20 protein-coding genes are annotated in these 24,524 nt (G+C 55.3%); 17 read left to right on the forward strand and 3 right to left on the reverse strand.

The features are described from left to right. Positions 1–18 precede the first annotated feature (18 nt). The gene (nagZ, locus tag MKY74_RS17040; RefSeq protein WP_244169186.1) at positions 19–1,461 is read left to right on the forward strand and encodes a beta-N-acetylhexosaminidase; all 1,443 of its coding nucleotides are present in this window, start codon (positions 19–21) and stop codon (positions 1,459–1,461) included. Between the two features lie 139 nt (positions 1,462–1,600). After that, a complete protein-coding gene (locus MKY74_RS17045; RefSeq protein ID WP_076167442.1) occupies positions 1,601–2,017 on the forward strand; it encodes a hypothetical protein in 417 nt (138 codons plus the stop codon). A gap of 113 nt (positions 2,018–2,130) precedes the next feature. Here the strand turns inward: MKY74_RS17045 and MKY74_RS17050 are convergent, their stop codons facing one another. Beyond that, the gene (locus tag MKY74_RS17050) at positions 2,131–3,030 is read right to left on the reverse strand and encodes a DMT family transporter (RefSeq protein ID WP_076167439.1); all 900 of its coding nucleotides are present in this window, start codon (positions 3,028–3,030) and stop codon (positions 2,131–2,133) included. 142 nt (positions 3,031–3,172) lie between these two features. On the opposite strand from MKY74_RS17050, the gene MKY74_RS17055 reads away from it, so the two are divergent. The 6 genes from MKY74_RS17055 (at position 3,173) to MKY74_RS17080 (ending at position 10,622) form a co-directional block, all read left to right on the forward strand. Further along, complete coding sequence (locus tag MKY74_RS17055) at positions 3,173–4,081, forward strand: LysR family transcriptional regulator (protein WP_076169467.1); 909 nt, start codon at positions 3,173–3,175, stop codon at positions 4,079–4,081. Between the two features lie 103 nt (positions 4,082–4,184). Beyond that, positions 4,185–6,041 (forward strand): ABC transporter ATP-binding protein, encoded by a 1,857-nt coding sequence (locus MKY74_RS17060; protein ID WP_076167437.1) that lies wholly within the window; start codon positions 4,185–4,187, stop codon positions 6,039–6,041. A 9-nt stretch (positions 6,042–6,050) separates the two neighbouring features. Continuing rightward, positions 6,051–6,755 carry a response regulator transcription factor gene (locus MKY74_RS17065; RefSeq protein ID WP_076167434.1) on the forward strand — a complete coding sequence of 235 codons (705 nt, stop codon included), beginning with the start codon at positions 6,051–6,053 and terminating at the stop codon, positions 6,753–6,755. Beyond that, positions 6,752–7,759, forward strand: a complete 1,008-nt coding sequence (locus MKY74_RS17070; protein ID WP_076167432.1) for a sensor histidine kinase — start codon at positions 6,752–6,754, stop codon at positions 7,757–7,759. The genes MKY74_RS17065 and MKY74_RS17070 overlap by 4 nt, the downstream gene beginning before the upstream one ends. 183 nt (positions 7,760–7,942) lie before the next feature. Then, complete coding sequence (locus tag MKY74_RS17075) at positions 7,943–8,716, forward strand: ABC transporter ATP-binding protein (RefSeq protein ID WP_432206593.1); 774 nt, start codon at positions 7,943–7,945, stop codon at positions 8,714–8,716. Next, the gene (locus MKY74_RS17080) at positions 8,691–10,622 is read left to right on the forward strand and encodes an FtsX-like permease family protein (RefSeq protein WP_076167427.1); all 1,932 of its coding nucleotides are present in this window, start codon (positions 8,691–8,693) and stop codon (positions 10,620–10,622) included. The genes MKY74_RS17075 and MKY74_RS17080 overlap by 26 nt, the downstream gene beginning before the upstream one ends. Before the next feature lie 156 nt (positions 10,623–10,778). Here MKY74_RS17080 and MKY74_RS17085 read toward each other — a convergent pair whose 3' ends face one another. Further along, a complete protein-coding gene (locus MKY74_RS17085) occupies positions 10,779–11,906 on the reverse strand; it encodes a glycoside hydrolase family 88/105 protein (protein ID WP_084203741.1) in 1,128 nt (375 codons plus the stop codon). Between the two features lie 148 nt (positions 11,907–12,054). Here MKY74_RS17085 and MKY74_RS17090 point away from each other — a divergent pair, with 148 nt between their 5' ends. After that, positions 12,055–12,888 carry an AraC family transcriptional regulator gene (locus tag MKY74_RS17090; protein WP_076167425.1) on the forward strand — a complete coding sequence of 278 codons (834 nt, stop codon included), beginning with the start codon at positions 12,055–12,057 and terminating at the stop codon, positions 12,886–12,888. A 180-nt stretch (positions 12,889–13,068) separates the two neighbouring features. After that, on the forward strand, positions 13,069–13,482 hold the full coding sequence (locus tag MKY74_RS17095; RefSeq protein WP_076167422.1) for a rhodanese-like domain-containing protein: 414 nt from the start codon (positions 13,069–13,071) through the stop codon (positions 13,480–13,482). 129 nt (positions 13,483–13,611) lie between these two features. Here the strand turns inward: MKY74_RS17095 and MKY74_RS17100 are convergent, their stop codons facing one another. Next, positions 13,612–14,226 carry a flavin reductase family protein gene (locus tag MKY74_RS17100; protein ID WP_076167420.1) on the reverse strand — a complete coding sequence of 205 codons (615 nt, stop codon included), beginning with the start codon at positions 14,224–14,226 and terminating at the stop codon, positions 13,612–13,614. A gap of 96 nt (positions 14,227–14,322) precedes the next feature. Between MKY74_RS17100 and MKY74_RS17105 the strand changes: the two genes are divergently transcribed. The 7 genes from MKY74_RS17105 to MKY74_RS17135 all read left to right on the forward strand — a co-directional run bounded on the left by MKY74_RS17105 (position 14,323) and on the right by MKY74_RS17135 (position 24,517). Further along, positions 14,323–15,012 carry an ArsR/SmtB family transcription factor gene (locus tag MKY74_RS17105; RefSeq protein ID WP_076167418.1) on the forward strand — a complete coding sequence of 230 codons (690 nt, stop codon included), beginning with the start codon at positions 14,323–14,325 and terminating at the stop codon, positions 15,010–15,012. Positions 15,013–15,313: 301 nt separating this feature from the next. Beyond that, a complete protein-coding gene (locus tag MKY74_RS17110; RefSeq protein ID WP_076167416.1) occupies positions 15,314–16,501 on the forward strand; it encodes a glycoside hydrolase family 88 protein in 1,188 nt (395 codons plus the stop codon). A 15-nt stretch (positions 16,502–16,516) separates the two neighbouring features. Beyond that, on the forward strand, positions 16,517–18,250 hold the full coding sequence (locus tag MKY74_RS17115; protein ID WP_076167413.1) for an alpha-L-fucosidase: 1,734 nt from the start codon (positions 16,517–16,519) through the stop codon (positions 18,248–18,250). A gap of 186 nt (positions 18,251–18,436) precedes the next feature. Next, the gene (locus MKY74_RS17120; protein ID WP_076167410.1) at positions 18,437–20,062 is read left to right on the forward strand and encodes an extracellular solute-binding protein; all 1,626 of its coding nucleotides are present in this window, start codon (positions 18,437–18,439) and stop codon (positions 20,060–20,062) included. A 128-nt stretch (positions 20,063–20,190) separates the two neighbouring features. Continuing rightward, entirely contained in the window at positions 20,191–21,135 is a 945-nt protein-coding gene (locus MKY74_RS17125) for an ABC transporter permease (RefSeq protein ID WP_076169462.1), read from the forward strand. Positions 21,136–21,148: 13 nt separating this feature from the next. Then, on the forward strand, positions 21,149–22,027 hold the full coding sequence (locus tag MKY74_RS17130; RefSeq protein WP_076167408.1) for a carbohydrate ABC transporter permease: 879 nt from the start codon (positions 21,149–21,151) through the stop codon (positions 22,025–22,027). A 99-nt stretch (positions 22,028–22,126) separates the two neighbouring features. After that, the gene (locus MKY74_RS17135; protein WP_244169185.1) at positions 22,127–24,517 is read left to right on the forward strand and encodes a helix-turn-helix domain-containing protein; all 2,391 of its coding nucleotides are present in this window, start codon (positions 22,127–22,129) and stop codon (positions 24,515–24,517) included. Positions 24,518–24,524 lie beyond the last annotated feature (7 nt).

Below are 24,524 nucleotides of genomic sequence, written 5' to 3' on the forward strand. Positions count from 1 at the left end.
CTGTGCCCGAGGTCAAAGATGAACAAACAGGAAGAGCATACCGAGAATAAGAAGGGTGTGAAGGCTTTGCATAGACTGCTTCGAATCAGCTTGGCATGCGTGATGTCGATCATGCTCGCAACCGGCTGTTCCTTAAATCACGGAGGAAATAACGCATCTGGACAAACGGGTGCAAATGGTCAACATGATGCAACGGGGCAAGAGGGTACCGCCGGAGGGAACGGTGAGCCGAATTCTTCTGCAAATCAAGGCGGAGATACGTCCAATCCTCCAGAGGGCACGTCAAATGTAGACGGAGGCAGCGGCCAGGATACGGGTCCAGACGGATCGCATCCGGGTGGCACAAATACAACAGCGGACGATCCGGTCCTTAAGCAGCTGAACCAACTGACGACCGAAGAGAAGATCGGCCAGCTCGTACTCGTGGGTATGGACGGGACCGCCACAAGTGCAGAAACCCGCGAGCTCGTGCAGAAGTATTATGTCGGCGGATTTATTTTCTACAAAAATAATATCGACAGCACGAAGCAGGCACTGAGTCTGTTCAACGGCCTCAAAAAAGACAACCGGGACAATCCCGTGCCGCTGTGGATGAGCGTGGACGAGGAAGGGGGACGGGTGTCCCGGATGCCGGATAAATTCGTCGACATGCCGACAAACCTCGCTATCGGAAGGAAGAACAGCACGAAGTTATCCCATGGCATCGGGCAGATCCTCGGCCGGGAGCTGGCCGGATTCGGGCTGAACATGGATTTTGCGCCGGTGCTGGACGTCAACAGCAATCCGGACAATCCCGTGATCGGGGACCGTTCCTTCGGCAATGACGCCGAACGGGTTGCCCGGCTCGGTAAAGCTACGATGGAGGGAATCCGTGAGGAGCATGTGGTGCCGGTCGTGAAGCATTTCCCGGGGCATGGCGATACGTCGGTGGATTCCCACATCGGTCTGCCTGTCGTGAACCATGACCTGGCAAGATTGCGGAAGCTCGAGCTCGTGCCGTTCCAGGCGGCGGTGAAAGATCAGGCGGATGTCGTCATGATCGCGCATCTGCTGATGCCGAAGCTGGATCCGGACCACCCGGCGTCCTTCTCCAAAGCCGTCATTACGGACCTGCTCCGCAATGAGCTTGGGTTCAAAGGCGTCGTCATCTCGGACGACATGACGATGGGGGCGATCGATAAAAATTACAGCATCGGCAAGGCATCGGTCGGGGCCATCCTTGCGGGCGGAAACATCATTCTGATCGGGCATGATTACGCCAAGGAGAAGGAGGCCATCCAGGCACTGACGGACGCGGTAAAAAACGGGACGATTTCCGAAGAGGTGCTCAATGACCGGGTATACGCCGTTCTTAAGCTGAAGGCTGCTTATGGAATTACCGACGAACCGGCAAAAGGGCCGGATGTGGACCGGATCAACAAGGATGCCCGCAGTTTGTTGGGCAAATACGGTTTGAAATAGAGTCAATCATCGCATGCTAGGAAAAGAAGAGTCTTGAACAACTGTGTCACGGGTGGAAGAATTGTTGAGTCAATAGCACGGGGCTTCAATGACAAGCTTGGCATATACTATTCTATCTTCAGGGAAAGGAATGAGAGATATGCCAACATTTGATAGCATACAGGTGACGGGGAACGCTACCATCGGTCAGGACCTGCAAGTCAACGGCAATGAGACGATCACGCAAAATTTCAACGTGATGGGGAACCAGACGATAACCGGGTCCTCCCAGATCAATGGCAACCAAACCATTGCCGGGTCCCAGCAGGTCAACGGCAGCCAGACGGTATCCGTTAATATCGGCGCCGGCAGTACGGTGAGCGCGGCATTCCGAGTGGTCGCGCAAGCCCAGCCGACCGTGCCGATGGGTAGTCCCACCCTGCAGCAGGTCCATCTCTATGCGGGAGTCATGGCCAGCCAGCCCGGCCTTGTGCTCAAGGGCACGGACGGTAACAACTACGTGCTCTTCGTTGACGTTTCGAGCGGAACGCCTACGCTTGCGCTAATGCGTACGTAAAACTGACATATAAGCTGACCGGACTGGACTTGGACCGGGTCCAAGTCGAAATGAAAAGGCGCCGCCTCTGATGAGAGGGGCGCCTTTTTTTTGCTGCTGTATGTACGGCCATTTCATCCGGCAGCCTCGCGGCGCGGCTGCTTCTTCCGGCCCAGTAGCCTGCTGACGTTAAGCTCGGACAGGGCTACGCCGAGCAGAACGAGACTGGCGCCTGCATATCCTTGGATGGACAGCGTTTCGTTCATGAACAACAGGCCGAAGACGGCAGCCACGACCGGCTCCAAGGCAAAGATGAGGCCTGCTTGGGTGGCGGTTGTATACTGCTGGGCCATGGTCTGCAGGATAAAGCCAAGCGCGCTGCACACGAGGCTGAGCGCCAGCACCGCCACCCAGCCGGAGATGCTGCCGGGCAGGCGCGGGGTCTCCCACAGCACCGTGAAGGCGAGCCCGAACGCGCCGGCAAAGCCGAGCTGCCAAATGCCGATGCAGAGCGGGTCCGGCGATGTTTTGGCTGCACGGCCCGTCAGCATCATGTGGACGGCGAACAGCAGGGCCCCGAGGATGCACCACAGGTCTCCGAAGCCGATGCCGGACTGGGGCCGCAGCGTGAGCAGACCGATCCCGGTCATCGCCAGCACGACGCCCAGGACGAGCCGCTTGCTTGGCATGCTTTTGCCGAATACGGCCGAGAGAACCGGCACGAAGATGACCGTCAGGCTCATCAAAAAGCCCGCATTGGATGTGGACGTTCCTTGAAGCCCAAGCATAATGGAGGCAAACACGCCGAACAGGATGAAGCCTAAAAGCGCGGCATGTTTCAATACGGAGACGTCTGTATTGCGGCGAAGCCGGCCTGCGAAGAGGCCGCCAGCGGCGATGAATGCCAGCCCGAACCGGAGGGCGATCAGATTGAAGGGCTGAACCGAATCCAGTCCCATTTTCATAAAAAGATAGGAAGAGCCCCAAAAAAGGGTGACGATCATAATCACGACATTTGCTTTAAAAGGTTTCATGGAATGGGAGACCCTGCCTTTACACGATCAAACTTGAACAACAGCTTTCGCCTGATCCAGTATACGTGGTATTTTTAAATAAGAAAATTGAATGTTTTGAATGCGAAGTATGAATGAAATTAATGAAAAAAGGGTGGCGAAGGTGAGCCTGTTTAAGTATGAAGTGTTTCATAAAGTGGTAGAGCTTGGCAGCCTGACAAGAGCTTCTGAGGCGCTGGGTTTGACCCAGTCCGGCGTCAGCCATGCCGTTCACAGTCTGGAAACGGAGTTTGGCTTCTCGATCCTTACGCGAAACCGTTCCGGCGTCCGTCTGACCGATAACGGGGAACGCGTGCTTGCATTCGTACGAGAGATGCTGCAGGTGCAGGAGCGGCTGAAGCAGGAAGTGGCGGCCATTAACGGGCTGGAAACCGGCACGATCCGGATCGGAACCTTTACCAGCATTTCGGTGCAGTGGCTCCCGGGGATTATCCGCGATTTTCTGGCCAGCCATCCCCGGATCGAAGTGAACTTGTATGAAGGGGACTACCATGAGATCGAGGAATGGCTGCTCAGCGGCGAAATTGACTTCGGGTTTGTGTCGATGCCCACCCTCGATTCGTTTGAGGTCATCCCGTTAAAGCTGGACCGGATGCTGTGCATCCTTCCCCCGGGCCATCGCCTGGAAAAAGAGCCCTGCATACGGTACGTCGACATTGCCAACGAGCCCTTCATTATGCCGAAGGAAGGCAGCGATTACGATGTTCGGCGGGTACTGCGCAAAGGCAGGGTTAAACCGCCGGTCAAGTTCCGGGCGGCCGACGATTATGCGATCGTGGCCATGGTGGAGAACGGACTGGGCATCAGCATTTTACCGGAAATGATCCTGCGGGGCAGGCGGAACGAGGTGGTGGCGCTGGAGCTCGAGGACGGAAGCTGCCGGTCGCTGGGGATCGCCCTGAACGCTACGAGGAACGTCTCTCCGGCGACGCGGAAGATGATCGATTGCGCCCGAAGCTGGCTCGCTGATGAAGCGCGGGCGGGAGGAACGAAACCCGCAAAGGGGGAGTAACGTATACACGGGTGGACGCGCCTGAATTTGACAAGAACGATCCGGGCGGTATAACTATAGAAAATGGAGCTGGACCCTATCATGTAAAGGAAGCGGTGTTACGATGACGGATCATCAATCTGCAATCGGCGGGGCTTCGAAAGAAGCGGCCGCCCCCAAAGGAGACTGGAAGGCGTTCATCCGCCTCGTCATGCAGACGAGGCCGTCGAAATGGCTGCTCGCCGTGGCTTCGGTGCTGAGCGTCATTTCCACGCTGGTCAGCCTGATCGTCCCGTATTTTACGAAAAATCTGGTGGACAGCTTCTCTGTGGAGTCGATCCGTCCGGAGCAGATCGTACTGCTGGTCGTGACGTTCGTCCTGCAGGCGATTGCCGGCGGCGTCTCGATCTACCTGCTGAACCGGCTGGGGCAGGAGGTGGTGGCCAAGCTCCGCGACAGGCTGTGGAAGAAGCTGCTGACGCTCACCATCCCCTACTATGACAATAACCGGACCGGAGATACCGTGAGCCGGATGACCAATGATACCGCGGTGCTGAAATCGCTCGTATCCGAGCATGTGACCGGTTTTTTTAACGGCATCATCTCTATGATCGGCTCGATCATCATCCTGCTGCTGATGGACTGGCAGATGACGCTGATCATGCTCGCCGCCATCCCGGTGGCTTCGGCGGTGCTGGTGCCGCTCGGCCGGACCATGCTGAACATTTCACGGAAAATGCAGGATGAAACCGCCTCGTTCACAGCAGTGCTGAACCAGGTGCTGTCCGAGATCAGGCTGGTCAAAGCCTCGAACGCCGAAGACCGCGAAGAGCGGGTCGGGCGGAGTTCCATTGAGAGCCTGCTGTCGCTCGGCATCCGCGAGGGCAAAGTGCAGGCGTTCATCGGCCCGGTCATTTCGCTGGTCATGATGGGCCTGCTGGTCGTCATTATCGGATACGGCGGCATGCGCGTATCCAGCGGGGCGCTGACCGCCGGGGAGCTCGTGGCATTCATTCTGTACCTGTTCCAGATTGTCATGCCGGTGAACCAGATTACGGCTTTTTTCACGCAGCTGCAAAAATCCGTGGGGGCAACCGAACGCATCGTCTCCATTTTGGAGGACGAGCAGGAGGACGTGCTGCAGGGCCGCACGCTGACCGATGCGGCTCAGGCCATCGAAGCGGAAAATTTGACGTTTGCCTACAGCGGCGATGGCGAGGGCGTGCTGCACGGACTTAACTTCACGCTGGAGCCCGGCAAGGTGACGGCCGTGGTCGGACCGAGCGGGGGCGGGAAAACGACGCTCTTCTCCCTGATCGAGCGCTTCTACAAGCCGACCGGAGGCACCATCCGTATCGGCGGGGAAGATATCGAATCCTTCTCGCTGCATTCTTGGCGCAGCCGGATCGGATATGTACCACAGGAGAGCCCGATCATTTCCGGCACGATCCGCGACAATATTTGTTACGGGCTGGACCGGATAGTGACGGACGAGGAAGTGGAACGGGCGGCGCATATGGCGTATGCCGATATTTTTATTCATGAGCTGCCGGAAGGATATGACACGGAAGTCGGCGAACGCGGAGTGAAGCTGTCCGGCGGCCAGCGCCAGCGGATTTCGATCGCCCGGGCGCTGCTGCGGAACCCGCAAATTTTGATGATGGACGAGGCGACTTCGAGTCTCGACAGCAAGTCGGAGGTGTTCGTCCAAAAGGCGCTCGACAACTTGATGAAGGGCCGGACGACGCTGGTTATCGCCCACCGGCTGTCGACCGTCGTTGATGCGGATCAGATTCTGTTCATCGAGAAGGGCCGCATTACAGGAAGCGGGACGCATCAGGAGCTGTTCGAATCGCATGCCATGTACCGCGAGTTTGCCATGCAGCAGCTGCGCATCGGTGAAGACGCGCAGGCAGGGGAACTGCCTGCGCCGGCATCCGAGCCCGCCCTGAATCTTCCGCCGTCGGCGGAAAGGAAATGAGGTATTGTTTTGTTTCGTATATTCATTATCGAAGATGACGCCAAAATCTCCTCCATGCTGAAGGCGCATGTGGAGAAATACGGGTATGAGGCGGCGGTGCTGGAGGATTTCGACCGGGTGGTGGAACGGTTTGAATCTTTCCAGCCGCATCTCGTTCTGCTGGACGTCAATCTTCCGAAGTTTGACGGCTTTTATTGGTGCCGGCAGATCCGGCATGTGTCCACATGCCCGGTGCTGTTCATTTCGGCGCGCGACAGTGAAATGGACCAGGTGATGGCGCTGGAGAACGGGGCGGACGATTATATAACGAAGCCATTTGCTTATGAAGTGGTGATGGCCAAAATCCGCAGCAGCCTTCGCCGTGCCTACGGCTCTTATTCCGGCAGGCAGGAGGAGCGCAAAGTAGAGGAGCCGGGCGGACTGACGCTGTATCCGGAACGGTTTATTCTGTCATCAGCCGGCGCCAGTGTAGAGCTGACACAGAAGGAATCGATGCTGATTGAAGCGCTGATGAACCGGGCCGGCCGAGTCGTCAGCCGCAACCGCCTGCTGGATCTGCTGTGGGAAGATCATCACTTTGTTGATGACAACACGCTGAACGTCTATATGACCCGGCTGCGCAAGAAGCTGAAGGAGCTGGACATGGAGGAGCGGATCGAAACGGTACGTGGAGCCGGCTATGTGCTCCGTACCATGGGAGAGGAGACGCCGTGAGGCTGTTTTTGAAAGAGCACATCCCGCTTCTGATCGTATACCTCGTGCAGATCATCCTGGTCGGAACGCTGTTTTGGCTGGGGTCGGATACGCATTCCGTCTCCATCTCCCTGTACAGCGCCGTCCTGATAACGGTTCTATTATTCGTTTATTTAACCTACAGGTATTTGAGCCACCGCCGCTTATACCAGCGGTTGTCGGAGCCGGCCGGGACGCTGGACCAGTCCCAGAACGAAATCGGGGAGACCCCGCTGGCCGATGCGCTGCATGAGCTGCTGGAGAATCAATTTCAGCTGTATCAGAATGAGCTCTATGATACGAGGCAGCGGCTTGCGCTTCACACCGCTTTTATCAACCGGTGGGTGCACCAAATGAAGACGCCGATCTCGGTCATCCAGCTGACGCTGGAGGATATGGATTTGGACGACGAGGTGGAGGGCAGCATTCAGGAGGAGCTGGACAAGCTGCGCAAGGGATTGGAGATGGCACTGTATACATCCCGGCTGGACCGGTTTGAGCATGACTTTCGGGTCGATGCCATTCCGCTCCGGTCTGCCGTCCAGGAGGCTGTGGCCGACAACCGGCGCTGGTTCATCCGCAATCGTCTTGTACCGGACATCCGGATCGATGAGGAGCTGGCCGTCTACTCGGACGCCAAGTGGCTTCATTTCATGCTGGGTCAAGTGATCACGAATGCTGTCACGTATTCGTCCGGCCGCGGTGAGCGAGTAGTGTTTGCAGCCAGCCGCCGCGAAGCCGAAACGGTGCTGGAAATCACGGATCAAGGCGTGGGCATCCGGCCCGAGGATTTAGGGCGGGTATTTGAGCCTTATTACACGGGAAGTACGGGCCGGAACTACCACGAATCGACGGGAATGGGTCTGTACCTGGTCCGCGAGGTGTGCAGCCGGCTCGGTCACCGCGTAGAAATCAATTCAGCTCCCGAACAGGGGACGACGGTAAGGTTCGTTTTTGTTGCGCGGCCGTTGCGGCCATCTGTCTAACAATCGCAGAGGGAGAGAGGGCGCTTTGATGAAATGTCATGGCGTCCTTTTTTTGCGGTGAGGGACCCCGAACATATCCTTACGAAGGTTTAAGATTGGCGTAAGACGAATCCATAGTTTCGGCTGCGGGTTATGCTTTACAGTAGAGGTATCACAGAAGACAGACAAGAAAGGAGCATTCCTGTGACGGATATATTGAAAGTAACCGGCTTGAGCAAAGTCTATCCGGGCAAAGTAACCACCCGCGCCTTAACGAATATTCAGCTGACGATCAAGCAAGGCGAATTTGTCGGCATTATGGGGCCCTCGGGAAGCGGCAAAACGACGCTGCTGAACATGGTCTCCACGATCGATGCGCCAAGCTCCGGGGAGGTGCTGATCAACGGGCAGAATCCCCACAAGCTGAAAAAGAAGGAACTGGCGGGATTCCGCCGGCGCCAGCTCGGCTTTGTTTTTCAGGACTTCAACCTGCTGGATACCCTTACCGTAGCCGAAAATATCGTGCTTCCGCTGACGCTGGACCGGATGAAGCTGCCGGATATTGAAGCGCGGCTAACGCGGATTGCAGACAAGCTGGGCATTACCGATATTTTAAACAAACGCACCTATGAGATTTCCGGCGGACAGCGGCAGCGTGCGGCCATCGCGCGGGCGATCATCCCTTCGCCGTCCCTGCTGCTCGCCGATGAGCCGACCGGGGCGCTGGATTCCGCATCCTCCCGCAACGTGATGGAGACGATGGAGAAGCTGAACGTCGCCGACCGCGTGACGATGATGCTGGTAACGCATGACCCCCAGGCCGCAAGCTACTGCCACCGGGTGGTTTTCATCAAAGACGGCGAGCTGTCGGGAGAAATTCACCGGGGAGAGAGCCGGCAGGCCTTTTTCCAAAAGATCATCGAGATGCTGTCTTTCCTGGGAGGTAACGCACATGAGCTTTCCTCAATTCGCGTTTAACAACGTCAAGCGCAACGCCAGGGCTTATTTCGCTTACTACCTCAGCAGCAGCTTTATGGTGATGGTGTTTTTTACGTATGCCTTGTTTATTTTCCATCCGGACATCAACAAGACCGAGCTTGGACACACGACGATGCTGGTCATGCTGATTATGGAGTACATCATTTACATTTTTTCATTTCTGTTTGTGCTCTACTCGATCGGGGCTTTTCTGAAGGCAAGAAACAAGGAATTCGGCATCCTGACGATTCTGGGGGCGGAGCAGGGCCAGATCAGCCGCCTGGTCTTCATCGAAAATATGATCATCGGCGCATCGTCCATCGTGACCGGGATCGGCAGCGGCCTCATTCTGTCCAAGCTGTTTCTGCTGCTGAGCGCAAAGGTAGTGGGCATGGAGAAGCTGGGCCTGTACCTTCCTGTTAAAGCGGTGCTGCTGACGGTGGCCGCGTTCTCCCTGCTGTTCATCGCGATTTCGGCGTTTACGCTGATCCTGATCCGCCGCAATCACGTCCTGCATCTGCTGCAGGGGTCGAATCGGCCGAAAACCGAACCGAAGGCGTCCATCCTGATTTCCTTATTCGGGATCGCCCTTCTGGCCGCAGGCTATATGTCACTCCGGGTGAATCTCGTTCTCGCCGCCGTGACCGGGATTGCGGGGACGTATTTCTTTTTCACGCAAATTACCGTGCTTGTCATGCGTCTCTTGAAGCGCAGCCGCAGGTGGGTGTGGAAGGGGACGAACCTGATCTGGATTTCGGAAATGGCCTATAAAATGAAAGATAATGCGAGAGTGCTGTTCATGGTGACGGTCGTCACAGCAATTTCCTGCATGAGCGTCGCGTTCGTGATGTCCATCAACGAGACGAATAAAGATAATTACAGGGCGAATCCGTATGCCATCCGGCTTTCGGTGTATGACGACACAAGCGTGAAGGGGGACTTGGCCCTGATCGACCAATCGCTGAGCCGTCAAGGCATTACCTATCAGACGATTCGTACGGAGCAATATTTTAGCGTGGTGGAGGATAGAACCTCTTCAGTCTCGGTTATGCCGCGGTCCATGTACAATCAACTTGCGGAAGCCGCCGGTGCACCGAAGGTTGGCAAGCTGGATTACCATCAGGCAGTGCATGTCATCCCTGCCACGGAGGTATCAAGGGAGCGTCCGGATTGGTACGATCTCAGGAAGATTACGCTGCGGGATACGAAAGCCGAGCTGGACATCACCGATACGATTAAGCCTGACGTGAACGTGTCGCCTACCGTATCGGATATGCTGGTTATTTCGGATGATGAATATCATGTGCACAAGAAGCTTCTGTCCTCTGAGCCGAAATCTAACCGGATCCAGGGCAGCGTCGTGTATATGATTCCCGAATGGTCGACAGGTACCGTTCCTGCGGAAGGAGATCCGGAAATCAGCATTGGCATGAAGCTGAAGCAGGAGGGGATCGACAGGGAATTGAGCGGCCAATCCGAAAACATCATCAGCGCCCGGGGCGGGGATTACTACTCGTTGAGGCAGTCCTTCGCGATGATGAGCTTTGCCGGAATTTTCATTACGGCGGTTCTGTCCATTTCCTCCGCTAGCTTCCTGTATTTCAAGCTGCACCATGAGCTGACACAGGATCAGCGGATGTACCAGTCGATGTCCAAAATCGGCCTGAAAATCCAGGAAATGAGCCGCGCCGCAACGCTGCAGATCGCCGCGCTGTTCTTCGTTCCGATCGTGGTGTCGGTCATACAGACGCTCGTTGTGCTGAATGCCGTCCGTAAGGACTTCGGGGTCGGGGAAGTGAATTCGTCCGTTCTGCTCGCTTCGATCGCTTTTGTTATCGTCCAGATGGTATACTTCCTGATCGTACGCTCGCGTTACGTTCACAAGCTCAAGCGTGTGATGGTGTAAAATGAAGAAAACCGTCTCCGTTCCGGTACATCCGGTGTGGAGACGGTTTTTTTTCTTAAACTCGAAGTCCGGAAAATCATAGCTGAGCTGAGGACCGTACCTAGGAAACGGACTCAAACGATTTGGGCGCGGGATCGGCTTGCTCCGGTTCAGCCCTCAGCCTGCTTTCTTCGCCAAGTTCATTTCCGTGCACATCAGAATAAAAGCGCCGGCGCCGTGGAGGTCGTTCTCACTCGTAGGACGGGCAATGTAGTGGGCGTAGTCCCCAATGCCTGTGCCTATGCATATTTGGCCGATGATCACACGTCCGTTCTCGTCAAATTTCAGCGTGTCGATGACGCCCTGGTATCCTTTCCAGGCGTACGCTAGATAACTTTCGTCCAAATAACCGAACCGCACCGCTTTGGCAATGGCGTGTACGTACAGGGCGGTACAGGAACTTTCCAGCCAGTTGTCCGGGCGGTCGCCCTTGTCGACAACCTGGTACCATAAGCCTGAGTCTGGATCCTGGTATTTCGGCAAAGCCGCGAGCAGATCCTGCAGGATGACGGTTAGCGCGGCTTTGTCTTTATGATCCTCTGGCAGGTGTTCGAACATTTCCAGCAGGGCGACAGGATACCAGCCAATAGCGCGTCCCCAGAACTCCGGAGCGAGCCCCGTTTCCGGATCGGCCCAGGACGCTTCTTTGGTTTCATCCCAACCGTGGTACATGAGTCCGGTGCCCGGGTCCTTGGTATGCTTCGACATCAGGATCGCCTGATAAGCCATCATGTCAAAATATTCGCTGTCGCCGAACGTCCTGCCGAACTGAACGGCGATCGGTCCGGCCATGTATAAACCGTCCAGCCACATTTGATTCGGGCAGTGCCCCTTGTGCCAGAATCCGCCCGACGGGTTGGTTCTCCATGACTTCAGCAATGGTACAAGCGTGTGCAGCGCTTGTTTGTAACGTTCGTCTCCCGTTTGTTCAAACAGGTTGAAAAGAAGCACACCTGGCTGGATGTCATCGAGCTCATCGGGGTTGTACTTTTTGATGCTGCCGTCGGCTAGAATCTGACTGTCCACCCAACGTTTAATGTAGTCAAAATATTGATCTTTACCGGTTTGCCTCCAGCATTTCTCCATGCCCGACAGAAAGACCCCCTGGTGATAATGGAAACGGTCCGGCGGAAGCTGTTCGGGTTCGAATTTGGCCATTAATGCTTCGCAGGCTTGTTCGGCCCATTGAATGGGCGTACTTTCCTCCTGCAGCTGCTGCTTGGATTGAAGTTCTGACGTGTTCACGGTCTCATTCCTCCTCTTTGTGCTTATGCCTAGATTAGCACAGGAAAATGTACGGTTTTTGCTTGAATACGCAAATTCTTCTTATATCTTGCGCCAATTCGGAAGGAGCGTATAATATAGGCAAACCGGTGGAGAGGTTGGATATAAATTGAGTGAGGTTAACTATGAAAACGCAGAGGGGACCTTCTCGGTGTCCTACCGGAAGGCGTTAAGCCATCATATGCCGGCCAGCCATTTTCACAGTACATACGAAGTTTATTATTTGATGTCAGGCAGCCGCGAATTTTTCATTAAGGACCGGACAATGGTGGTCAGCGAAGGGGATGTCGTCATCGTTCCTCCCAACATTCTGCATCGGACGACCAATGCGGCGATGCCCAGGCATGAACGCCTCGTCGTCAACATTCATGAATGCTTTATGGCACTGAACGGCGACTATAAGGACATATTGCAGCCGCTGTTCGATCAGGAATACGTCATTGTCAAATGCTCTCCCTATAGCCGGTCCTCCGTTGAGGCGATTTCACGGGGCATTATCCAGGAGGTGCAGGACCAGCGACCGGGCTTCGACATGTACGCACAGGCCTTGGTGCTGCAGCTGCTCATCCTTTGCTGCAGGCATGCGGGCCAAGCGCTTCCGGAGAGACCGGAAGCGCCAAGCCCCATGCATGAACGGATCTCGGAAGTCGTGCATTATATCAACCAGCATTATATGCAGGATCTGTCGCTTCATGGGTTAGCGGAGAGATTTTATACCAGCCCCTATTATTTGAGCAGGTTTTTTAAGGTTGCTACAGGTTTTACCTTCGTGGAGTATGTGAACAGCGTCCGAATCAAGGAAGCCAAACATCTGCTCGAGCAGACGACTTTGAAGGTAAATCTCATTGCCAGGAAGGTGGGTTTCGGGAGCGTTACGCATTTTGGCCGGGTGTTCAAATCGGTTACGGGACATGCGCCTTTATATTATAGAAAGGGAAAATAGACATGATGCTGCATTGACAATTTCCTTCCCGGGGTTATAATCAAATTTGTTAATGACTTATAGAAAATGTTAATGGATGCTTGTCCGATTAGCGCCTTTTTGCTGTGTGGCAGCACTATGCTGCTGTGAAGCGGCTAAGGACATGATCCCTCGCTACAATATAACCAGGGAGGAAAGCGGATGATTTGGTTGTTGCTGGCAGCCGTTATCGTCATTGGAGTATGGCTGCTCCGGAATATCCTGCCTGTCCATGGTCTTACGCCCATCCATCCCGACGATTTGAAGGTCATCGCCAGGGATCAGGAAGACATCAAAATGCTGGACGTGAGAGATCCGGTGGATTATTTGCGGGAGCATGAGAACGGTACGGTCAATATTTCACTTGGCCGGCTGCCGTATCTGTGGAAAAAGGAGCTCTCCACCTCTGAGCCGGTTGTGATTCTGGGCGGCAGCAGTCGGCAGAGCAAACAGGCGGCCCGATTCTTGAAACGGGTCGGCTTCCGTCAGCTGTATATCATCAAGGATGAGCCGGGACGGAAGAACCGCCAGGGCCAGACGGGGACGGCGGTATGCTGCTCCGATTGCTGCCGCTGACAGGAAATAAGCAATAAACGCTGGCATACGTTAGAATTTCGGCCGGAAGGCCCTCAAAGACAGTGCGTCTTTGAGGGTCTTTTTTTGTTTAGAGATACCCGGCTGAATAAACTTGGTGGCAAATAGGGCTTACGTTTCCGACCGGAAGGTTGCTCCCAGCTGATCTCCCAGACCGAAGTAGTGACGGAAATTGTAAATGAGCGGATTCCAGCGCCGCGGGTCGATATGATGATCTCCAATAAGGATGTCACCATGGGCATGGACCCGGACGGCACGGGTTTCCACGATCGCGAAGAACGGATCGTATTCCGGCACCGTCATTCGCTGAACCTGTGCTTCAATCTGGATCGGGCATTCGGATATGCGCGATGGCTGCACGGCCTCGGAATCGGCGGGGGTGAATCCGCCTGCGGCGAACTTATCCTTTTCGTGCGTAAACCCCATGGCTTCCTTGAACTCAGGGACAACGGTTCTCCCGGTATAAGGGGCGATTCGCTCCACGTTCTCCCACAGCGGGGCGGAAGGAAGATTGATGACGCATTCCGGGTGAAGGTTCAAATTATCATAAGCTTTACTGCTCGTTGAAATGCCCAGGACGATGTTGTCCCCCAGCGCAAAGGAAGAAGAGATCGGGCTGATATTGGTTGTGTGGTCTTCGTTACGCGTGGTGATCAGGATGACAGGCATGCCGTAATATAAAATTTTCGGGGTGATGGCACGGGTTTGCGGGTCTGCTGCAGTCATATGGCAAAACGCCTCCTTGTTGATATGTACTTGAACATTGTAACCGGTTCATATTACAATGTTCATCGAAATGTGGAATGCAAAGGAGGGGGCAGGATGAAGGCAGGACCGGTTGCGGCTCATCCCGCGGCCATGATCAGCGATCCATCGCGTGCGGCGATGCTGACCGCCATGATGGACGGACGGTTCCATCCGGCGAGCGAGCTGGCCTATATGGCGGGAATCACCCCGCAGACGGCGAGTTACCATTTGGCCAAGCTGGAAGAAGCGGGGATGATCGCCATGCACAAGCAGGGAAGACACCGGTATTACGGTTTGAAGAGCCATGATGTGGCCGCCGTGGTGGAGACGCTGCTATTGCTTGCGCCGCCGGTTGAGATCAAGTCGCTGAGGCAATCCGAGGAAAACCGCCACCTGCGTCGGGCGAGAACCTGTTACGATCATGTCGCCGGGGACCTGGGCATCCGCCTGAGGGACGCGATGATCGAAGCCGGCGTCATCCGCGAGGAAGCGGACGCCTTTGCTGTTACCGGGGAAGGGGGCGCCTTCTTCGAACATATGGGCATCGATGTGGAAGCGGTCCGGAAAAAGCGGCGCAGCTTCTGCAGCAAATGCCTCGATTGGAGCGAGCGCACGCCGCATTTGGCCGGCTCCTTGGGCAGCGCGATGCTTGAGCGGCTGCTCGAGCTGCGATGGCTGCGGCGCATGGAAGGAACGCGGGCGCTGCACATTACCGACGAAGGGTCCCGCGGATTGCGGGAAACTTTTCATATCGAGATCCCCTGACCCTGAACTTCAAACGATCCGTGTATTGCAGAGCTTTCACGAGCCGCCGCAGCCGGGTCGTTTTTTTCGTGCTCGGCTCGATGCCGCTGCAAGCTTGTTGACCTTGTAGACATCGGTTTCGATCCCGGACTGAAGACCTTCCTGACGTTTTTTTTGGAGACCAACGAATTTTCATATCCTGCTGCAACCAGAAAAAACGGCAGTGTTACCACGAATAACGGCGATTGTGAAGCGTGCATGGCCTGTTTACAATTCAGTTCATGACGAACGCCAAAATCAACAATCATGGAGGGTGGCAGCGATGAAGCAGGTGAAGGACGAGGACATCAAGAATTCAGGGAGGTATAAGGAGGACTCCGGGCTTACGCGGGAAAGGTGCCTGGAGGCTATGGAATTTATTCGGCGCCAGGTGGACCGGAATCTCCAGACATTTCAGGACACGTTTCCGTCGGAGGCCAGCACGAATCTGGTATACCGGCAGACCGGAAACACGGAGTGGACGCCGGCATTCTGGACCGGGATGCTGTGGCTCGCTTACGAAACGACCGGCGATGCCAAGTACCGCGCCGCCGCGGAGGGCCAGCTGGACAGCTACCGTAGGAGAGTGGAGGAACGTCGCTATACGGACACGCATGATTTAGGATTTCTCTATACGCTGTCCTGCGTGGCAGCCTACAAGCTGACCGGCAGCGAAGAGGCCAAGACGCTCGCCGTTCAGGCAGCGGATCTCCTGATGGAGCGTTACTGGGACAAGGCGGGGATCATCCAGGCTTGGGGAAATCTCCAGGATCCCAGGCAGCAGGGGAGGATCATCATTGACTGCCTCATGAATCTGCCGCTGCTGTACTGGGCATCGGACGTCACCGGTAACCCCAAATATAAGGCTGCGGCCGAGTCGCACGCCCGGAAATCGGCGGAGCATCTCATTCGGGAGGATGCATCCAGTTATCACACCTTTTATATGGATATCGCATCGGGACAGCCGAAGTACGGCTCCACCGCGCAGGGGCATGCGGACGATTCATGCTGGTCGCGCGGACAGGCGTGGGGGATTTACGGCTTCCCGCTCTCCTACCGCTACACCGGCGATGACAGGTACCTGCAGTTGACGTCCAGGCTGGCGAATTACTTCCTTAACCGGCTTCCGCAGGACGAGGTATGCTACTGGGATCTCGTATTTACAGAAGGAGATGAAGAGCGGGACAGCTCCGCTGCGGCGATTGCGGTCTGCGGCCTGATCGAGACCGCGGCGCATCTGCCGCTGACCGACCCGCTGAAACGGCTGTACGAAAATGCCGCGCTGCGGATGTTGAAATCCCTGATCGATCATTATATGACCTGGCACGTGCCGGAGTCGAACGGCATTCTGCTGCATGCGGTATACAGCAAGCCTGGCGGAAACGGCGTCGACGAGTGCTGCATCTGGGGCGACTATTACATGTACGAGGCACTGGTTCGCGTAACCCGGGACTGGAAGCCGTATTGGTAGAAGGGGGCAACACGTATGGGAGAGCAAGAAGTGCACAAGCGAAGCGATCCGGCCACGGCATGGTGGACGGATGCGAGGTTTGGCATGTTCATCCACTGGGGACTGTACGCAGCGCTGGCCAAGGGCGAATGGGTCATGTATGCCGACAAGATCCCCGTCCGCGAGTACGAGAAGCTGGCCGGGGATTTTAATCCGCAGCAGTTTGACGCGGCAGCCTGGGTACAGCTGGCCAAAGACGCAGGGATGAAATATATCGTTATCACGGCCAAGCATCATGACGGGTTTGCGATGTTCCACTCCAAAGCCGATCCCTTCAACATCGTGGACGCGACGCCATTTGGGCGCGATCCGATGAAGGAGCTTGCCGAGGCTTGCCGCGAGGCGGGAATCGTACTCTGCTTTTACTATTCGCATGTGATTGACTGGCACCATCCCCATTCGCTGCACAAAGAACATAACAACACCTGGGATTACAATCTGGCGGAGAAGCACTTCCCCGAATACTGGGAAGGCAAGGCGAAGCCGCAGCTGAAGGAGCTGCTCACTTCCTACGGGCCGGTCGGCCTGCTCTGGTTTGATACGGCGGGCGGGTTATCGGAAGCGGACAGCCGCGATATCGTGGCCTTTGTGAAAGGTCTGCAGCCGGACTGCCTCATTAATTCCAGGGTGTCGCACTTCATCGGCATGGGCGATTATGTCTCCAAGGGCGATAACGAGATCGGGATGAGCGGTGAAGATCAGCGGCCGTGGGAAACGCCGATGACCCTGAACCAGTCATGGGGATATACGACCCGCGACCAGGTATGGAAGACGGCGGAGGCGGTGATCAAGAAGCTGGTGAATGTCATCGGCAAGGGCGGTAACCTGCTCTTGAACGTCGGTCCAACGCCGGAAGGGACGATTCCGGAGCTGTCCGCGGAGCGTCTGCGGGAGGTCGGTGAATGGATACGGCGGAATAGCGACGCCATTTACGGCACCGAAGGCAGCCCGTTTCCGGCCGAGCTGGAATTTGGAGCCGTGACAACCCGCCCGGGACGAGTATATGTGCACGTTCATAACGACAAATGGCCTGCGGACGGCTTGGTGATGTACGGCATTCGTGGCGAGGTATCGCGTATATACTGCCTGGCCGACCCGAAGAAAAAAGAACTGGCGTTCCGGCAGACCGTTGATGAGGCGCTCGATCTGCATGTCCTCAAAGTGGAGCTTCCAGCCGAACCGGCTGACGAGCATGTGACGGTTATTGCCCTGGAAATGGCCGAAGAGCCTGATTTCGACCGGACGTTAACGCAGCTTGACAGCGGCCGGCTGCAGCTGGATGTCCCCCTAGCCAGCGTAACCCTTGTCAGGGAGGATGACGAGGCAGCGGGGATTCCGGCGCTGCGGCAGGCGGAGTGGACCTTCAAGCTCGTTCAGCCGGGCACCTATGAACTGATGCTGATCAGCTTCAAGCGGCACGATCAGGATTGGCCCGGGCTGTATCCGGAACCGGTCGTTTTGGAGACGGATGGCAGCTGCCTGGTTACCGATCCGGCGGAAGACGGGGAGGATCCGGATTCTCCATCATGCCAGCATCCCTACATCCCGATACGGTCCCGATTGGGACAAGTGACGTGGCTGGAACCGGGAATCCATAGGCTGACGCTCCGTTCTTCCAAGCTGAAGGACCCGTCTCCCAAATTCACGGAAATCTGGCATGCCGACGCGGTAAAGCTGCGTGCCGTAAGGCTTGTGCGGGTCCAGGATTAGCCGCCCGGATGAAGAAAAGTTAAGGCAGCATTAAAAAAATCAGTCCGTCATCTTACGAAAATACTGCGCTCCTTTCAAAGCGGCAGTATCGCGGGAACAGGCAGGTTCCCTATACTTTGGGTACCGGCAGCTTCACATAAACAAGAGTCCGGTCAACTGGATTTATTTCAAAAAGGAGGCGCTTACATGAGAAAAAAAGCAGCTAAAAAATGGGGCACTGCGGTGCTTGCAGCCGCCCTGGTTCTGTCGCTAGCGGCCTGCGGCGGCACCTCGGGGAACGATCAGGCGAAAGGGGAGGCGTCCACTAGCGGAAAAACAGCCGAACCGGAAAAATTAACCCACCTGACCTATTGGGTCAGCATGCATCCCGCTGCAGCCGCCCAAATGAAAACGTACGCGGAGATGGGCATGTATAAGGAACTGGAACGGATCACTGGCGTTAAAGTGGACTTCCAGCATCCGCCGACCGACTCCACCCAGGCTCAGGAGCAGTTCAACCTCATGATGGTCTCCGAGAAACTGCCGGACGTGATCGAAACTTCATGGATCGGGTATCCGGGGGGACCGGAGAAGGCGATCCAGGACAACAAAATTATTAAGCTGAACGATTTGATCGACCAATATGCACCGAATTTGAAAAAACTGCTGGATGAGCATCCCGACTGGAAAAAGCAGGTGACCACTGACGACGGAAGCCTCTATATGTTCCCGTTCTTCCGCGGCGGCGATAAGGTCCGTGTCTTCTACGGCCCGTCGATCCGCAAGGATTGGCTCGATAAGCTGGGCCTTCAGATGCCGACGACGATCGACGAATGGCATGAAGTCCTCAAGGCGTTTAAGGAGAAGGATCCGAACGGCAACGGGAAAGCCGATGAAATTCCGCTGTATTTTACGAAGGACGATATCGGCACGGATGCGCCTTTCCTTGGCGCATGGGGCATCAACTATGGTTTCTACCAGATCGACAACAGCGTCAAATACGGACCGATCCAGCCCGAGTACAAGGAATTCCTGGCTACGATGAACCAATGGTATAAGGAAGGGCTGCTCGACAAGGATTTCGCCGCTCCGAACGACAAGCTGTTCGATGCCAAAATGACCGGCAACCAGCTGGGCGCCGCTCCAACGTATAACGGCGGCGGCATCGGCAAATACGCCAACCTGATGAAGGATAAGGATCCGAAATTCAACCTGGTGGCCGCTCCGTATCCGGTACTGAACAAAGGCGATAAGCCGATTTGGGGGCAAAAGGATTTCGCCACGAACGGCATCGGCGCCGCCATCTCGACCAGCAATACGAACCCGACCGAAACGGTCAAGTGGCTGGACTATGCCTACGGAGAACAGGGCGATCTCCTGTTCAACTACGGCAAAGAAGGAGAAGCCTACACGCTGAAGGACGGCAAACCGGTCTTCCTGCCGGAGGTGCTGAACCCGCCTAGCGGCGTCAGTCTCCAGCAATCCTTTGCAAAGCATAACCGTTCGACGTGGAGCGCTCCGTTCGTGCTCAGCGATGAATTCCAGATGCAGTATTTGGCCCTCCCGAACCAGAAGGATGCCTTGACCGTATGGTCCCAGCCGACCGGGGAACGCAAAATGCCGCTCGTGACGCCGACCAAGGACGAGAGCTCCCAATTCGCTTCGATCATGACGGACATCAACACGTATAAGGACGAGATGTTCCTCAAATTCATCATGGGTGCGGAGCCGATCGACAACTTCGATAAGTACGTGAAGAAAATCGAGGCGATGGGCATTAACGACGCGATCAAAATCCAGCAGTCCGCCCTTGACCGGTTCAATAAGCGTTAATCAAAAAGCATAAGGCGGCGAAGATGCCGGGCAGGGGATGTCCGCTTCCCGGCTCGCCCCTTGTTCCAACACCACATTCCGCAGGAAAGGCAGGGGGTTACATGTGGCAGGTAACCGATAAGAAACTGATGAAGAAGCGACCGCTGCGCAGCCGGACCGATCTAACCACGGGGCAAATCATCCGTAAGGATCTCCGCCGCAATTGGATCATTTATCTCATGGCGCTCCCCGTCATTGCGTATTACTTGATCTTTCATTACGGACCGATGTACGGTCTCCTGATCGCCTTTAAGGATTACTCGCCGGCACAAGGGATCTGGGGAAGCCCATGGGTCGGCTTCAAGCATTTTGACAGCTTTTTTAACGGCATTTATTTCTGGAGGCTCATCCGCAATACGGTCCTCATCAATGTCTATGATCTGCTGTTTGGTTTTCCGGCGGCGATCCTGCTGGCACTGCTGCTGAACGAGATCCGCAAAATGGCGTTCAAGCGATTCGTGCAGACGATCTCCTATTTACCGCATTTCATTTCGATTGTCGTGGTCGCGGGGATGATGTTTGACTTCCTAAGCCGTGACGGATTGATCAATCAACTGCTGGGGTTCATCGGCGTCGATCCGATCGATTTTCTGAAGGAGGCCGGCTGGTTCCGCTTTATTTTCGTATCGTCCGGCATCTGGCAGGGCATCGGCTGGGGCTCCATCATCTATTTGGCATCGATCGCCAATATCGACCCAACGCTGTATGAGGCGGCCAAAATCGACGGCGCAAGCCGCTGGAGACAAACGTTCCATATCACCATACCGGGCATCATGCCCACGATTGTCATCATGCTCATTCTGAATATGGGGCACATGCTGTCGGTAGGCAGCGAGAAGGTGCTTCTGCTGTACAATCCGCTGACTTACGAAACGGCCGATGTCATTTCCACTTATGTATACCGAAAAGGGATTTTGGAGGCGAGCTACAGCTTTACCGCGGCGGTCGGCCTGTTCAATTCCGTCATCAGCCTGATTCTGATCGTGTCGGCAAATGCCATCAGCAAGCGCGTGTCCGAAAACAAACTGTGGTAGGAGGGATCGTCCGATGATTGCACAAACGAACGGCGAAAAGGTATTCGGCGTGATCAATACGCTGCTAATGCTGCTGCTCTGCTTCGTTACACTGTACCCGTTCCTGTATGTATTATTCGCTTCATTGAGCGATGCGGCGAGCTTTATCCAGCACCGGGGCATCCTCCTGCGCCCGCTCGGATTTAACTTCGAGGCTTACAAAGCCGTCTTCAAGAACCCGATGATCACAAGCGGGTACCGGAATACGCTGTTTTACGTAGCCGCAGGAACGGCCATTAACCTGTTTATGACGGCTCTGGGGGCTTATGTGCTGTCGCGCCGGAACCTGTATTTTAAAAACCTGATGATGTTTGCGATCGTCCTGACGATGGTGTTCAGCGGCGGACTGATCCCGACGTACATCCTTGTCGGCAAGCTCGGCATGATGAATACGCCATGGGCGCTGCTGATCCCGGGAGCGATCTCCACGTTTAACCTGATCATTATGCGGACGGCGTTCCAGGGCGTACCCGTGTCGCTCGAAGAATCGGCCAAAATCGACGGAGCCGGCGAGATGACCATTTTGTTCCGAATCGTCATTCCGCTGTCGATGCCGGTCATCGCAGTCATGATTCTTTGGTATGCGGTTGGGCATTGGAACTCGTATTTTTCGGCGCTGGTGTATTTGCGTGACTGGACGATGTACCCGCTGCAGCTCGTTTTGCGCGAAATCCTCATCGCCAATTCCACCGATTCCATGTCCACCGGCGTGGCTGCGGACGACAAGTATGCGATCGGCGAAACGATCAAATACGCCACCATCATCGTCTCGACCCTGCCGATTATCTGCCTGTATCCATTCCTGCAGAAATATTTCGTCAAAGGGGTGCTGATCGGCGCCATCAAGGAATAAAAAACTGCCCGGAGCCCTGTCCCTTGCATTATAATGAACATACAAGTTTCATTGATGCGCATGTCGGTCGATACATGAACAAGGTAGGGGGAATGCTTGGTGAAACGGCTGCTTCGTCCGCTTGGAATCGGTCATCTGCGAAGCGTGTGGATGACGATGCTGATTTCCAATCTGGTTTTGCTGCTCATCCCGGTCTCGATGGGAGCCTTCTTGTACACCAAAGTCGAAGCAAGTTTGGAAAGCGGTGCCAACCGTTCCAATCAAGCGATGCTGGAGCAGCTCAAGCTGTCCCTGGACAGCAAATTAAGCGAAGTGCAAAAGCTGGCCCAGCAGATCATTTTCGATCCGAAGCTGGAGTATTTGCTCAAACTGGACCAGGATGCAGGCGGTCCCGACCGGTACCAGTTCATCGAATTTATGCGGAACACGATGTCAAGGCAGGGGAGCCTGACGAACTTTATCCTGGATTACTATGTCTATTTCCGCAACAGCGATCTGGTGCTGAGGCCCGGGCTTCTCACCGATTCGCACAAATTTTACGATATGTATTACAGCTATCAGGGCATGAGTTACGACCGCTGGCGGGAAAGCATGCTCACAAGCTTCCATACGATGGATTATCTTCCATCGGCCACGCTGCTGCGGACCGCCGAGTATGATCCGATGCAGAGCATCGAGAAAACGCCGCTGAACGTCATCACCTTCGCCCAGTCGCTTCCGGGGCGGGACCGGCGCGATATTACGGGAACCTTCGTCATTCTGATCGACGAGAGTCAGATTAAGGAAATGTTTGCCCAGATTGAATCCGCGAGCGACAGCTCGATCTACATCGTAAATTCGGACGGACGCACGATCATGGCGACAGACCGCCAGCCGCTGCCGGGCGAATTGTTGTCCCGGATCACGGGGACCGGCGGGTTGTTCAATCAAACGATTAATGGCGATCAGAAAATGGTATCGTATACCTCATCCGAAAAGGAAGGATGGAAATACGTGCTCGTTACGCCCAAAAGCGTCTTCATGCAGCAGATCATTCTGATCAAGCAGTGGGCGCTGATCCTGTTCGCCCTTTGTCTGGCCGTGGGACTGACCGCAGCCTTCATCTTCGCTTACCGAAATTACAGTCCGCTGCGTAAAACGGTCAATGCCATTCTCAGGGGCAATGAATGGAGCGGAAGGCCGCAGGTCAACGAATACGAGCTGATCCTGCAGTCTATTGAAGGCTCCCTGCATACCGAAAAAAATTTACGCAGCCTGCTCGCCCAGCAGACGCCCGTCATCCGCTCCAACTTCCTGCTGCGCCTGCTCCGGGGGCAGATGGATGTCGACGCGTCCCGGGAAGGCGGCCAGTCGTTGCGGTTTATGGATATTACGTTCGTCAGTGACGATTTCTCGGTCATGGTCGTCCAATTGGACAGCATCGCAAGGTTCAACGCGGAGCCGAGCGAGGAGCAGTGGGCGCTTGCCCGCTTTATCGTATCCAATATCGGCACGGATCTGATCGAGTATCCGCACAAGGCGTTTGCCGTTGAGCTGGACCGGGACCGGGTAGCGATCGTGTGCAACTTTGCCGCGGAACAGGCCGAGGGCGGCGAGAGGGTGACCCGTGAGCTGGCCACAGCGCTCAAAGGCATGATCGAGGAACGCTTCAAGATCGATGTTACCGTAGCGGTGGGCCTGCCTCACAGCGGTGCGAAGAGCATCAGCGAGAGCTATGCGGAAGCGGCGTCTGCCCTAGAATTCCGGATTGTTAAGGGCGGCAGGACGATCATTTATTTTCAGGACATTACAGATGTGCACTCCCATTATTACTACCCGGTCGATATTGAGGTACAGCTGATTAATTTCGTAAGGAGCGGTGACGCCGACCATGCCCTGCAGCTGCTGGACACGATTTACGCGATGAATTTCGAATCGGGCAGCATTACGCCGGAATACGGGAAATGCCTGTTCTTTAACATCACCAGTACATATTTAAAAATTATGAACGCCACGGGCGTGGACCAGAATGACATTCTCGGACCCGATATCGATCTGGTGAAGGACATCTTCTCCTATGAAACGGCCGAAGGAATGCACAAACGGATGAAGCGGCTGTATGAAATTTTGGCGGAGAGCATGGTTGCGGACAAGAGCGGCCACAGCGCCCAGCTTCTGCAGGACATGGATCAGTTCGTGGATGAGCATTTCACCGATTCGAACATGGGGCTTGGCATGGTGGCGGATCACTTCGACATGACGCCGCAGTACGTCTCGACCTTTTACAAGAAACAGAGCGGGATCAATCTCAGCGACCATATCGCCAAGAAACGGATTGAGCTTGCCAAACGCCATATGGCAGACAAGGAATTCACAAATGCCCAAATCGCGCAATTGGTCGGATATACGAGCGACGTTGTCTTTATCCGGGCTTTTAAAAAGATCGAGGGCGTGACGCCGGGGAAATACCGGGAGCTGATGATGTCGTGCGTCTCGGATGAGACCGGTTGAGCTGCAA

Source organism: Paenibacillus sp. FSL R5-0378 (assembly GCF_038009285.1).
GTDB lineage: Bacteria > Bacillota > Bacilli > Paenibacillales > Paenibacillaceae > Paenibacillus_AQ > Paenibacillus_AQ favisporus.